Origin of the sequence: Pseudomonas sp. FDAARGOS_380, assembly GCF_002591235.1 — a bacterium.
Classification (GTDB): Bacteria; Pseudomonadota; Gammaproteobacteria; order Pseudomonadales; family Pseudomonadaceae; genus Aquipseudomonas; species Aquipseudomonas salmasensis.
Genome location: NZ_CP023969.1, coordinates 2968724 through 2981097, shown reverse-complemented (window position 1 = coordinate 2981097; position 12374 = coordinate 2968724). Strand labels below are relative to the sequence as shown.

General features: G+C 59.1%; 13 protein-coding genes. 6 read left to right on the top strand and 7 right to left on the bottom strand.

All coding sequences use genetic code 11. The features are described 5' to 3' along the window. Positions 1 to 98: 98 nt before the first annotated feature. Complete coding sequence (locus tag CRN80_RS14015) at positions 99 to 1091, bottom strand: helix-turn-helix domain-containing protein (protein ID WP_078468027.1); 993 nt, start codon at positions 1089 to 1091, stop codon at positions 99 to 101. A gap of 311 nt (positions 1092 to 1402) precedes the next feature. Between CRN80_RS14015 and antA the strand changes: the two genes are divergently transcribed. The 4 genes from antA to CRN80_RS13995 all read left to right on the top strand — a co-directional run bounded on the left by antA (position 1403) and on the right by CRN80_RS13995 (position 5914). Next, a complete protein-coding gene (antA, locus tag CRN80_RS14010) occupies positions 1403 to 2794 on the top strand; it encodes an anthranilate 1,2-dioxygenase large subunit (protein ID WP_098950373.1) in 1392 nt (463 codons plus the stop codon). Beyond that, on the top strand, positions 2794 to 3285 hold the full coding sequence (gene antB, locus CRN80_RS14005) for an anthranilate 1,2-dioxygenase small subunit (protein ID WP_032895317.1): 492 nt from the start codon (positions 2794 to 2796) through the stop codon (positions 3283 to 3285). Before antA ends, antB begins: the two co-directional genes overlap by 1 nt. 149 nt (positions 3286 to 3434) lie before the next feature. Beyond that, entirely contained in the window at positions 3435 to 4442 is a 1008-nt protein-coding gene (gene antC, locus CRN80_RS14000; RefSeq protein WP_098950372.1) for an anthranilate 1,2-dioxygenase electron transfer component AntC, read from the top strand. Positions 4443 to 4513: 71 nt separating this feature from the next. Beyond that, positions 4514 to 5914 carry an amino acid permease gene (locus tag CRN80_RS13995; RefSeq protein ID WP_005791366.1) on the top strand — a complete coding sequence of 467 codons (1401 nt, stop codon included), beginning with the start codon at positions 4514 to 4516 and terminating at the stop codon, positions 5912 to 5914. An 83-nt stretch (positions 5915 to 5997) separates the two neighbouring features. Here the strand turns inward: CRN80_RS13995 and kynA are convergent, their stop codons facing one another. Further along, positions 5998 to 6870, bottom strand: a complete 873-nt coding sequence (gene kynA / locus CRN80_RS13990; protein ID WP_098950371.1) for a tryptophan 2,3-dioxygenase — start codon at positions 6868 to 6870, stop codon at positions 5998 to 6000. Beyond that, positions 6867 to 7517, bottom strand: a complete 651-nt coding sequence (kynB, locus tag CRN80_RS13985) for an arylformamidase (protein ID WP_034133668.1) — start codon at positions 7515 to 7517, stop codon at positions 6867 to 6869. Before kynB ends, kynA begins: the two co-directional genes overlap by 4 nt. Positions 7518 to 7882: 365 nt before the next feature. Between kynB and CRN80_RS13980 the strand changes: the two genes are divergently transcribed. Further along, entirely contained in the window at positions 7883 to 8227 is a 345-nt protein-coding gene (locus CRN80_RS13980; protein ID WP_098950370.1) for a cupin domain-containing protein, read from the top strand. 65 nt (positions 8228 to 8292) lie between these two features. Here the strand turns inward: CRN80_RS13980 and CRN80_RS31225 are convergent, their stop codons facing one another. Together CRN80_RS31225 and CRN80_RS13975 are read right to left on the bottom strand one after the other, a co-directional pair. Beyond that, positions 8293 to 8460, bottom strand: a complete 168-nt coding sequence (locus tag CRN80_RS31225; RefSeq protein WP_169918575.1) for a hypothetical protein — start codon at positions 8458 to 8460, stop codon at positions 8293 to 8295. A gap of 41 nt (positions 8461 to 8501) precedes the next feature. Further along, on the bottom strand, positions 8502 to 9038 hold the full coding sequence (locus CRN80_RS13975; protein ID WP_032895313.1) for a hypothetical protein: 537 nt from the start codon (positions 9036 to 9038) through the stop codon (positions 8502 to 8504). A gap of 151 nt (positions 9039 to 9189) precedes the next feature. Here CRN80_RS13975 and CRN80_RS13970 point away from each other — a divergent pair, with 151 nt between their 5' ends. Beyond that, a complete protein-coding gene (locus tag CRN80_RS13970) occupies positions 9190 to 9900 on the top strand; it encodes a Sir2 family NAD-dependent protein deacetylase (RefSeq protein ID WP_098950369.1) in 711 nt (236 codons plus the stop codon). A gap of 48 nt (positions 9901 to 9948) precedes the next feature. Here CRN80_RS13970 and mmsB read toward each other — a convergent pair whose 3' ends face one another. Both mmsB and CRN80_RS13960 read right to left on the bottom strand, forming a co-directional pair. Next, positions 9949 to 10836 carry a 3-hydroxyisobutyrate dehydrogenase gene (mmsB, locus tag CRN80_RS13965; RefSeq protein ID WP_056845950.1) on the bottom strand — a complete coding sequence of 296 codons (888 nt, stop codon included), beginning with the start codon at positions 10834 to 10836 and terminating at the stop codon, positions 9949 to 9951. Positions 10837 to 10851: 15 nt separating this feature from the next. Next, the gene (locus CRN80_RS13960; protein ID WP_098950368.1) at positions 10852 to 12369 is read right to left on the bottom strand and encodes a CoA-acylating methylmalonate-semialdehyde dehydrogenase; all 1518 of its coding nucleotides are present in this window, start codon (positions 12367 to 12369) and stop codon (positions 10852 to 10854) included. Between the last annotated feature and the right edge of the window lie 5 nt (positions 12370 to 12374).

Sequence of the window (12374 nt, the reverse complement as noted above, 5' to 3'; positions counted from 1 at the left end):
TGGCTTGCCTGCGATGGCGTTGGATCAGTTGGCATCGTATTGATTGGCCGACCGCTATCGCAGGCAAGCCAGCTCCCACATTTTGATCCCCAGCCGGTTCAAGTAACGCGCAGGCGCTTGCGCTGCAATGTCTGGCTGGGCGACTCATCGAACAGCTTGCGGTACTCCGCCGAAAACCGCCCCAAATGCGTAAACCCCCACCCCAGGGCGATTTCAGAGATGGTGCGGATCGAGCCCTGCTCCAGAATCTCCTGGCGCACCGCCCCCAACCGATGCTTCTTCAGATACGCCATGGGCGAGAGTGCAAAGTACTTGCGAAACGCATCGAACAGTTTGAACCGCGACACGCCCGCCGCCGCTTCCAGGTCTTCCAGGTGCAGCGCTTCACGGGCGTTGTCATGGATAAATTGCCGCGCGCGGATCAGGTAGTGCGGCAGTTTCACCCCCAGCACGTCGCGCAGTTCTTCAGAGTAGTTATTTGGTTGGGCCAGGATCAGGCCCTTGATCAATGAGCTTTCCAGGTCGCGGGTAAACGCCGCCTGTTCGTACAATTCGCTGCTGCATTCCAGTTCGGCGATGAAGTAACGCGCCATGCGCCACCACGAAGCCGGGGCGCCGTCCACCGCATCCATCACCGACTCAAAGCGCAGCGGTGCATCGATGGGCCGTTGCAGCAAACCTTCCAGCGACTCGCTCATCGCCGCACGGGTGATCACCACCTGTAACTTGCGACAGTCACCGGAAATCGCCAGCACCTGATGCTCATTGGGTGAAATGATCACGCCCTGGTCGCGGTTGGAGCTAAGACGCTCACCGTTCTTGCTCAGCTCCTGCTCGCCCACCAACGGCAGGCTCAAGCTGTAGCTGCTGAAGTGCTCGGCGTCTTCGATGTCGATGGTCACATCGGTACCGTACTCGATCACGCCCAGGGTGGTGGCGCGAGATTTGAACACGTTGGCGCTGTGGTGAAAGCGCAGGCGCTCGGGCGTTGCCGTCGCCAGGCGATGGGGCCCGCAGATGCCGGACATCCAGCTGCACGCGCCCTCCAGGTCGAAGCGTTGAATATGAATATCGCGTGTCTGACTAGTCATCAGGGTGCACCCACGGCGGTTAGGCGTTTGCGCGCTCTGACGGCGCGTCGTTGAACCTCGACAGCAAGTTCCAGGCCACGCCAGTGCAGTTCTCACTGGGTGGATAGCAACAGTCGACTATGTGGATAAACCCCAGAGTTTTGCGACCATCGCCTGCCATCACAGTAGCGCATGCCGTCACCGGCGCGCACCGCCATGGGTATTTGCTGCCCAACTTTGCGGCCTACGTTCCCCCATTAAGCGGATAGCCCGCCACCGCATCGCAGCCGCTTAATGGCTCACCGTTTAGCCATGATCAAAAGGTGCCTCCCATGAGTGGTGCAAGAACCGTCGAGCAATGGAAATCCTTTATCGAAAGCTGCCTGGACTTTCGCCCGGCGGATGAAGTGTTCCGCATCGCCCGCGACATGTTCACCGAGCCCGAGCTGTTTGACCTGAAGATGGAGCTGATCTTCGAGAAGAACTGGATCTACGCCTGCCACGAAAGCGAACTGGCCAATAACCACGACTTCGTGACGATGCGCGCTGGGCGCCAGCCGATGATCATCACCCGTGACGGCGAAGGCCGGCTCAACGCGTTGATCAACGCCTGCCAGCATCGCGGTACCACCCTCACCCGCGTGGGCAAGGGTAACCAGTCCACCTTCACCTGCCCGTTCCACGCCTGGTGCTACAAGAGCGATGGCCGACTGGTAAAGGTCAAGGCGCCGGGGGAATACCCGGAAGGTTTCGACAAGGCCACCCGCGGCCTGAAAAAAGCGCGCATCGACAGCTATAAGGGCTTTGTGTTTATCAGCCTGGACGTGAACGGCACTAACAGCCTGGAAGACTTCCTGGGCGACGCCAAAGTGTTCTTCGACATGATGGTCGCGCAATCGGCCACCGGTGAGTTGGAGGTGCTGCCGGGCAAGTCCGCCTACACCTACGACGGCAACTGGAAGCTGCAAAACGAAAACGGCCTGGACGGTTATCACGTCAGCACCGTGCACTACAACTACGTGGCCACCGTGCAGCATCGCCAGCAGGTCAACACCGAGAACGGCGCAGGTTCCAGCACCACGCTGGACTACAGCAAGCTCGGCGCCGGCGACGCAAATACCGACGACGGCTGGTTCGCCTTCAACAACGGCCATAGCGTGCTGTTCAGCGATATGCCCAACCCCAGCGTACGCTCCGGCTACGCCACCATCATGCCGCGCCTGGTGCAAGAACACGGCCAGCAGAAGGCCGAGTGGATGATGCACCGCCTACGCAACCTGAACATCTACCCCAGCCTGTTTTTCCTCGACCAGATCAGCTCGCAGTTGCGCATCATCCGCCCGGTGGCCTGGAACAAGACTGAGATCATCAGCCAATGCCTGGGCGTTAAGGGTGAGTCCGACGCCGATCGCGAAAACCGGATTCGTCAGTTCGAAGACTTCTTCAACGTTTCCGGCATGGGCACGCCCGACGACCTGGTGGAATTCCGTGAAGCCCAGCGCGGCTTTCAGGGCCGCCTGGAACGCTGGAGCGACATCTCACGGGGCAGCCATCGCTGGGAGACCGGGCCGACGCCCAACAGCGAGGCCATCGGCATCCAACCGGCGATGACCGGCACCGAATTCACCCATGAAGGCCTGTACGTCAACCAGCATCGCAACTGGCAGCAATTCCTGCTCAAGGGTTTGGACCAGCGAGCTTTGACATTGCGGGAGGTGAAGTGATGAATGCGCCATTGCAGTACCAGATCGAGCAGTTCTTCTACCGCAAGTCCGAGCTGTGCGACGCCCAGGACTGGGACGCCTACGTGGAGTTATTTGACCCACAGAGTGAATTCCACCTGCCGCAATGGGATTCCGAACACGTCTACACCCAAGACCCCAAGCGCGAGATGTCGTTGATCTACTACGCCAACCGTTCGGGCCTGGAAGACCGCGTGTTCCGCCTGCGCACCGGCAAGGCCGCCTCCGCCACGCCGATGCCACGCACCTTGCACCTGATCAATAACGTACGCATTGCCGAGCAGGCCGACGGCACGTTGGAGGTGCGTTTGAACTGGCACACGCTGTTCTATCGACTGGCCACCTCCGAGCAGTTCTATGGGCATGCCACGTACCGCCTCAAGCCTGCGGGCGACAGCTGGTTGATCATGCGCAAGCACGCCTTGCTGCTCAACGACACGATTAACTCGGTGCTGGATTTTTACCACCTGTAACGGTGGTGCATTGCCCTGTAGGAGCGAGCTTGCTCGCGAAAAACGCAAGTACACCGCGAGCATCCAGGATGCACGGCGTCATCGTTGAGGTTTTTCGCGAGCAAGCTCGCTCCTACAAGGGGTTCATACTTATCCACGGAGTTATGTGAATGAATCACAAAGTGGCCTTCAGCTTTGCCGATGGCAAAACCCTGTTCTTCCCGGTGGGCGCCCAGGAAATCCTGTTGGACGCGGCCCTGCGCAACGGCATCAAGATCCCGCTCGATTGCCGCGAAGGCGTGTGCGGCACCTGCCAGGGGCGTTGCGAATCCGGCGAGTACACCCAGGACTACGTCGACGAGGAAGCCCTCTCCAGCCTCGACCTGCAACAACGCAAGATGCTCAGTTGCCAGACCCGGGTGAAGTCCGACGCCACCTTCTATTTCGACTTCGATTCAAGCCTGTGCAACGCCCCAGGCCCCGTGCAGGTGCGCGGCACGGTGAGCGCGGTGCAGCAGGTCTCGACCAGCACCGCCATCTTGCAGGTGCAACTGGACCAGCCACTGGATTTTTTGCCGGGCCAATACGCGCGTCTGTCGGTGCCCGGCACCGATAGCTGGCGCTCCTACTCCTTCGCCAACCGGCCGGGCAGTCAATTGCAGTTCCTGGTGCGCCTGCTGCCCGATGGGGTAATGAGCAACTACCTGCGTGAACGCTGCCAGGTGGGTGATGAAATGCTGATGGAGGCGCCCTTGGGTGCGTTTTATCTACGGCACGTCACCCAACCGTTGGTACTGGTGGCGGGCGGCACCGGGTTGTCGGCGTTGTTGGGCATGCTCGATGAGCTGGCCGTCAACGGCTGCACACAACCTGTGCACCTGTACTACGGCGTGCGCGGCGCCGAAGATTTATGTGAAGCGGCGCGTATCCACGCCTACGCGGCGAAAATCCCGAACTTTCGCTACACCGAAGTGTTGAGCGACGCCTCAACCGAGTGGACGGGCAAACGCGGCTACCTCACCGAGCATTTCGACCTGGCCGAATTGCGGGACAGATCGGCGGATATGTACGTGTGCGGCCCCCCTCCGATGGTCGAATCCATCCAACAATGGCTGGTGGATCAGGCACTTGATGGCGTTCAGCTGTATTACGAAAAGTTTACGCAGAGTAATATCTGACCCTCAGCAGTTCTGAGGGGCCGATGCGGCGTGCAATCACCCTTGAGAAAAACAAGTAGAAGGGAATGTTAATGGCGGATGACATGGTTAACCCGGTGGGCCTCAAGCGAGGCCTGAAGAACCGGCACATTCAGCTGATCGCCTTGGGAGGGGCGATTGGTACAGGCTTGTTCCTCGGCTCGGCCGGGGTGCTCAAGTCGGCGGGGCCGTCGATGATCCTGGGGTATGCGGTGGCCGGGTTTATCGCGTTCCTGATCATGCGCCAGCTCGGTGAGATGATCGTCGAAGAGCCGGTGGCCGGGTCCTTCAGCCACTTCGCACACAAATACTGGGGCGGTTACGCAGGCTTTCTGGCGGGCTGGAACTACTGGGTGCTCTACGTGCTGGTGGGCATGGCCGAACTGACGGCGGTAGGCAAGTACATCCAGTTCTGGTGGCCAGAGATTCCAACCTGGGTCAGCGCGCTGGTGTTCTTTGTCGCGGTGAACCTGATCAACACCCTGAACGTGAAGTTCTTCGGGGAGGCCGAGTTCTGGTTTGCGATCATCAAGGTGGTGGCGATTGTCGGCATGATCGTGCTCGGCTGCTACCTGCTGTTCAGCGGCACCGGCGGCCCGCAAGCCTCGGTCAGCAACCTGTGGAGCCACGGTGGGTTCTTCCCCAATGGCGGCATGGGGCTGTTGATGTCGATGGCCTTCATCATGTTCTCATTCGGTGGCCTGGAGCTGGTCGGCATCACCGCCGCCGAGGCCAGCGAACCGCGCAAGGTGATCCCCAAAGCGATCAACCAAGTGGTGTACCGCATCCTGATCTTCTACGTCGGCGCACTCACCGTACTGTTGTCGCTATACCCGTGGGATCAACTGCTGCAAACCCTCGGCGCGTCAGGCGATGCCTACAGCGGCAGCCCGTTTGTGCAGATCTTCTCGCTGATCGGCAACGACACCGCCGCCCACATCCTCAACTTCGTGGTGCTGACCGCGGCGTTGTCGGTGTACAACAGCGGCGTGTATTGCAACAGCCGCATGCTGTTTGGCCTGGCCGAACAAGGTGATGCGCCCAAGGCGCTGATGAAGCTCAACAAACAAGGCGTGCCGCTGCGGGCGCTGGCGATTTCGGCGCTGGTGACCATGCTGTGCGTGGTGGTCAACTACGTGGCGCCGCACAGTGCGCTGGAGTTGCTGTTCGCGTTGGTGGTTGCCTCGTTGATGATCAACTGGGCGCTGATCAGCCTCACCCACATCAAGTTCCGCAAGGCCATGGGCGAGCAAGGCGTGACGCCGTCGTTCAAGACCTTCTGGTTCCCGTTCAGCAACTACCTGTGCCTGGCGTTCATGGTGATGATCATCGGCGTGATGCTGGCGATTCCGGGGATTCGCGAGTCGGTGTATGCGATGCCGGTGTGGGTGGGGATTATCTATATCGCCTACCGGTTTAGGATCAGAAACGGGAAGGTTGCAGTAACCCAGTGACCCCTGTGGGAGCTGGCTTGCCTGCTCCCACAGTTGACTGTATTTCACCTAGAAAAAAGCCCCGGTAATCCGGGGCTTTTTGTTTAGAGCGTGGAGCGTACTCGCCAAAGTTCGGGGAACAACACCGTGTCGAGCATCTTGCGCAAATACCCCACGCCTTCCGTACCGCCCGTACCCGGCTGGAAGCCGATAATGCGCTCCACCGTGGTGACATGCCGGAAGCGCCACTGGCGGAACGAATCTTCCAGGTCGATAAACTTCTCGGCCAACTGGTACAAATCCCAGTAACGGCTCGGGTCGCGATACACCTCGCGCCAGGCCGCTTCCACCGATTCATCGTGCACCGTGGCGGCGGTCGGGTCGCGTTCGGCGCGCTGAGGGTCAATCGCCAGCCCCGCCTTGACCATCAGGTTCACCGCTTCGTCATACAGCGACGGCGTGACAATCGCCACCTGCAATTGCTGCAGCAACTCCGGGCGATGGGCATGGGGCCGCAGCAGCGCCGGGCTTTTGTTGCCGAGGATGAATTCGATCTCGCGGTACTGAAACGACTGAAACCCCGACGACTGTCCCAGGAACGGGCGAATTGCCTTGTATTCCGAGGGTGTCATGGTGGCCAGCACCGCCCAGGCGTGCACCAGTTGATCAAAGATGCGCGACACCCGCGCCAGCATCTTGAACGCCGGCGGCAGCTCCCCCAGGCGCACATGTTCGCGGGCGGCCTTGAGTTCGTGGAGCATCAGCTTCATCCACAGCTCCGAGGTCTGGTGCTGGATGATGAAGAGCATTTCGTTGTGGTCCGGCGACAGCGGGTGCTGGGCGCTGAGGACTTTGCCCAGGTCCAGGTAGTCGCCATAGCTCATGGACTCGGAGAAATTCAATTCGGCGTTATGCCATTCTTCCGAGGGTTGGTTATCAGCAGGCTTATAGTCTGGTGAGAAAGGACATTGGCTCATCGCGTGGGCTCCTTGAGCGGGCGGAGAATGGCGCGCACAGGGCTCGCGTCCAGGTTGGCGAAGCGCAGCGGCAGCGCGATCAATTCATAGTCGCCCTCCGGTACGTCATCGAGCACGATGCCTTCCAGAATCGCCATACCATGACGAGCCACGGCGTTGTGGGAATCCATGGTTTTGGACTGTTGCGGGTCCAGGGACGGCGTATCGATACCGATCAGGCGCACCCCCAGGCTGGCCAGCAGCTCAATGGTCTGTGGGGCGATGGCGGTGAAATTCGAATCCCATTCAGTGAGCGGCGCTTGTGGATAAGTGCGCAGCAGCACGCGCTCGGGCACGTTATCCACACGCCCTTGCAACTGATGGGGCTCAACCAACGCGCCGCTGCCCAGGCAATGCAACACCCGGCAAGGGCCCATGTACACGTCCAGCGACACCTCGCCAATCGGCGCACCGTCTGCGCTGTAATGCAGCGGCGCATCCACATGGGCGCCCGTGTGCGGCGACAGCGTCACGCGCCCCACATTCACCGGGCACTCCGGGCCGAACTGCCACACGCGCTCTTCCTGAAACGGCGTATCACCCGGCCAGGTCGGGGTGGCCGTGCTCAAGGGCGGGCTGATATCCCACCACGTTTTTATTGGGTTCATTGCAAGGCTCTCACAGGGTACTGAGGTGAATGATACGAGGGCCAGCTCTGAATTTTCTTGCGAATTCTGGCGCGACATCGGAAATCTTTCGCAGTTACTGCGAGGAATTGATTTATTCACGCTGGGAAATTTCATTTGATGCCCCCTGTGGGAGCGGGCTTGCTCGCGAAAGCGGTGTGTCAGTCAATAATTTGTTTGACTGTCACACCGCTTTCGCGAGCAAGCCCGCTCCCACATGGATTTGCACTCTGCCCCGGGGATCGCATTCTGCTGCGCTTCTGGGCATACCGATGTCGAGTCCAGACCACCCGCCTTGGCTGCGACGCTATAGGGTTCGAATCTTCTTACCTTGCCTCGGAGTCATCATGTCCAAGCCCATCACCGTACTGCGCGACACCCACCCACTGCCGGTCCTGGATGCCTGCAAATGGGAAAAGCTCGAAGGCGACCCGCACACTGTCAACCTCAACGCCTACATCAGCGAAGACGGCAGCAAGATCATGGGCACCTGGATCTGCACACCGGGCAAGTGGTACGTGGAATATGTGAAGTGGGAATATTGCCATTTCCAGGAAGGTTACTGCGTGATCACGCCTGAAGGCATGGCGCCGATCCACCTGCGGGCTGGGGATATCTTTGTGGTGGAACCGGGGATGAAAGGAACGTGGGAAGTGGTCGAGACGGTGCGTAAGTATTTTGTGTTTGCATGAGTTAGCGATCAGACATGCTCACAAACAAAAAAACCGCCCTTAACGGCGGTTTTTTATAGTGCGGCTTAGCGGCCCTGGCCAGCCAAGGGGCCTGCTGGCTCCATGTCCTTGCCGTGCTCAACAGCTGCGTTGAAAAATCGTTTCTGATTGGCCGACGTAGATCCGCCAAGCTTTTTAGCCTCGGCGCAAAACATCTCGACCCATTGCGCATCTTTCTGGTTAGTCGCTTTCATTAAACCAAGCCTCTGTCCAAGCCTTGTACATGCGCCCCATACTAGGTGTGCTCAACTGAAATCACAAGGCGCTGACTTTCGTCATAGCTGAACCCAAGTCGCTCGTATGTCGGTACGACGTCAGGACGTGGCTCCTGAATTTCGATACGAGAACAGCCAATAATTCGTGCGTATGAATCGATAGCGCCTAGTGCAAGCGCAGCAATCAAGCCCTTCAAGGGATGCTCGCTATCTGAGCTCCCTTCGAGTAGCACTATCTTGATCGTGACTTTACTGTTACGAGGCGTCGCATAACACAGGCCACACAATTGCTGGTCGTGCCAAATCGACAGATCAAACCCTCGGGCGTCCAACGCCTTCCAAGCAGGAACATCCTCCCAGGGAAATTGGGCGTCGCCTCCCCAAAGATAAAAAGCGTCAACCGCTCGCCCGTCAATAACGTCGAAACGCACTTTTGAAGCATCGAGCAACTGATGGCCCGATGAAGCCCATAGCTCGGAAAATGACGCCAGCGCAGACTTTCTCGCTTGAGATTGGAAGACCAGATATTTAAGGGAGCTTGAGTATCGACGTGCCATAAAGACCTGATTTTTACGGGTACAGTGGAATGATCACGAGGTAGCCCTAGCAGCGAAAAGGAGGAAACGTTAGCAAGATCGGGTGTAGCCTTGGGCCAACGATGAATTCAAGATCTTTCAGGCGTATTCGCCATGAACACTGGTCCCTCCGATGATCGATGAACACGAGAAAACAAAGATCGTCATCTTCACCGGCTCCGGCATCAGTGCCGAAAGTGGCCTGGACACGTTTAACGACCAAACTGGCCTGTGGATGAATCATCGTATTGAAGACGTAGCCACCCCGACGGCATGGCATAGGCATCCTCAAGAGGTTCTAGCGTTCTATAACGAATTGAGGATGAAGGCCTGTAACTCACAGCCCAATGCCGCGCACCTCGCCATCGCTGCGTTAGAGTCCCGATTTGATGTTGTAGTCATTACTCAAAACGTCGACGATCTGCATGAGCGTGCAGGCTCTAAGTGCGTTCTACATTTGCATGGCCAAATCAACTTGGCGCAAAGCACCGTCGATGAACAATTGATCTATAAGATTGACGAGTCCCCGATCCTTCTGGGCGACCTCTGCGAAAAAGGCAGCCAATTACGTCCCCATATCGTCTGGTATGGCGAAAACGTACCAAATATCGAGAAAGCACAGCTGCTTTTCAAAAGTGCGAAGAAAGTGCTGGTCGTGGGAACATCACTGACCACTCAGCCGGCCGCTGGCTTAGTTACCAAAGCCAGACACACGGCGGAGAAGGTCCTGATTGCGCTGGAGATTTCGCGCAAGCCTTACGGCTATGCGTTCATGCGAGGAAAAGCAACAAGCCTGGTGCCTTACGTCGTCGGATGCTGGCTCAACGGCCAGAAGGCACGCTAAGTATAAAACCAGGAGCCAACCCTCTGCTGGCCCCAGGAAAAAGGCGTTCTATTTGGGCTTGCGATAGCTGTTGATGATCGCCGAGAAGTCCTTGCCCCCTTCCCCACGCTGGCTCATGGATTGGTACAACTGCTGGGCCACCGCGCCGAGGATCACCGGTTGGTGTGCCTGGCGTGCAGCTTCGGTGGCCAAGCCCAGGTCCTTGAGCATCAGATCGGCACCAAAACCACCGGTATAGCCACGCGATGATGGCGCGGTCTCAATCACGCCTGGCCAAGGATTGTAGGTATCGGAGCTCCAGCAACGCCCGGTGGAGCTGTTGATAATGCCCGCCAACACTTGAGTGTCGATGCCCAAGGCATCGCCCAGGGCCATGGCCTCACTGACGCCGACCATGCTGATACCCAGCAGCAGGTTGTTGCAGATCTTGGCGATTTGCCCAGTGCCGACATCACCACAGTGCACGATGTTGCGGCCCATCTGCGCCAGCACCGGTTGCAGGGTGGCGAACAGTTCCGGGTTGGCGCCGACCATGAAGGTCAGCGTCCCGGCCTGGGCACCGCCGGTGCCACCGGACACCGGCGCATCGGCCACTGCCACGCCTTGTTTGGCTGCTGCAGCCGCTACATCACGGATGGTTTGCGGGTCGATAGTGCTGCAATCCACCGCCGGCACGCCTTTGCCGATGCCCGCGAGCACGCCGTCTTCATTGAGCCACACGCTGCGTACATGGGCGGCGGCCGGCAGCATGGTAATCACCAGTTCGGCGCCTTGGGCGGCGTCACGCGGTGAGCTGCTGATGGTGCCGCCCAGTTCGGCGAGTTCCTTGAGTACGGCCTGGTTCAGGTCGAACAGGTTCAGCGCGTGGCCAGCCTTGATCAGGTTGCGGGCCATGGGCGCGCCCATGTTGCCCAGGCCGATAAATGCAATCTTCATGGTCGTCTCCCAGGTTCAGCGCAGGTTGATGGTGGTGTTGACGCCATCGTTGACCGTGTTGTCGTCGAACCAGCGGCTGGTGACGGTTTTGGTCTGGGTGTAGAACTGCACCACTTGCTTGCCGTACGGGCCGAGGTCGCCGAGCTTGGAACCGCGCGAGCCAGTGAAGCTGAAGAATGGCACCGGCACCGGGATCGGGATGTTGATGCCGACCTGGCCCACATCGATTTCGCTCTGGAATTTACGCGCCGCCGCACCGCTCTGGGTGAACAGGCCCGTGCCGTTGCCGAACGGGTTGGCGTTGACCAGGGCGATGGCTTCATCGAGGGTATCGACTTCTAGCACCACCAATACCGGGCCGAAGATTTCTTCGGTGTAGATGCGCATGTCGGTGGTCACGCCCGAGAACAGGGTGGGGCCGACAAAGTTGCCTTGCTCAAAGCCCGGCACTTTAATGTCGCGGCCGTCCAGTTCCAGCTTGGCGCCTTGTTTCACGCCGCTTTCGATCAGTTCCAGGATACGTGCCTTGGCGCGTTTGGAGATCACCGGGCCGACATCCGTGCCCGCTTCACTGCCGGCGTTGACCTTGAGCTTTTGAGCCAGGGCCTTGAGGTCTGGCAGCCACTGCTTGGCCGCGCCCACCAGCACCACCACCGAGGTGGCCATGCAACGCTGGCCTGCCGCGCCGAAACCGGCACCGACCAGGGCGTTGAGGGTGTGCTCTCGGTTGGCATCCGGCAGCACCACCGCGTGGTTCTTAGCGCCCATCATCGATTGCACACGCTTGCCGTGTTTGCCGGCCAGGTCGTAGACATGGGTGCCCACAGCCGTCGAACCGACGAAGGACACCGCCTTGATGTCTTTGTGAGTGCACAGCGCATCCACCACGTTCTTGCCGCCATGCACCACGTTGAGCACGCCGGCCGGTACACCGGCTTCCAGCGCCAGCTCTACCAGCAGCATGGTCGACAGCGGGTCTTGCTCGGAAGGTTTGAGGACGAAGGTGTTACCGCAGGCAATCGCCATCGGAAACATCCACAGCGGAATCATCGCCGGGAAGTTGAACGGGGTAATGCCGGCGCACACGCCGATAGGCTGGCGCAGGGTGTAGGTATCCACGCCGCCGGCCACGTTCTCGGCGAACTCACCCATTTGCAGGGTGCCGATGGAACAGGCGTGCTCCACCACTTCCAGGCCACGGAAAATATCGCCCTCGGCATCGGCAATGGTCTTGCCCTGCTCGGCGCTAAGGACCACGGCGATACGCTTGGAATGTTCGCGGATCAAGGCTTGCAGCTTGAGCATGATGCGCATGCGTGCGCCGATCGGCGTGAGTTTCCAGGTCTGGAACGCTTGATGGGCAGCGTCGATGGCCGCGTTGACTTCATCGGCCGTGGCAAACGGGACTTTGGCCAGCACTTGCTGGGTGGCGGGGTTGACGATGTCTTGCCACTCGGTGGTCTTGGACTCGACCCACTCGCCATTGATCAGCAACTTGACCGGTTGCACGGAAATATCGGCAGATGCGTTCATGTGGT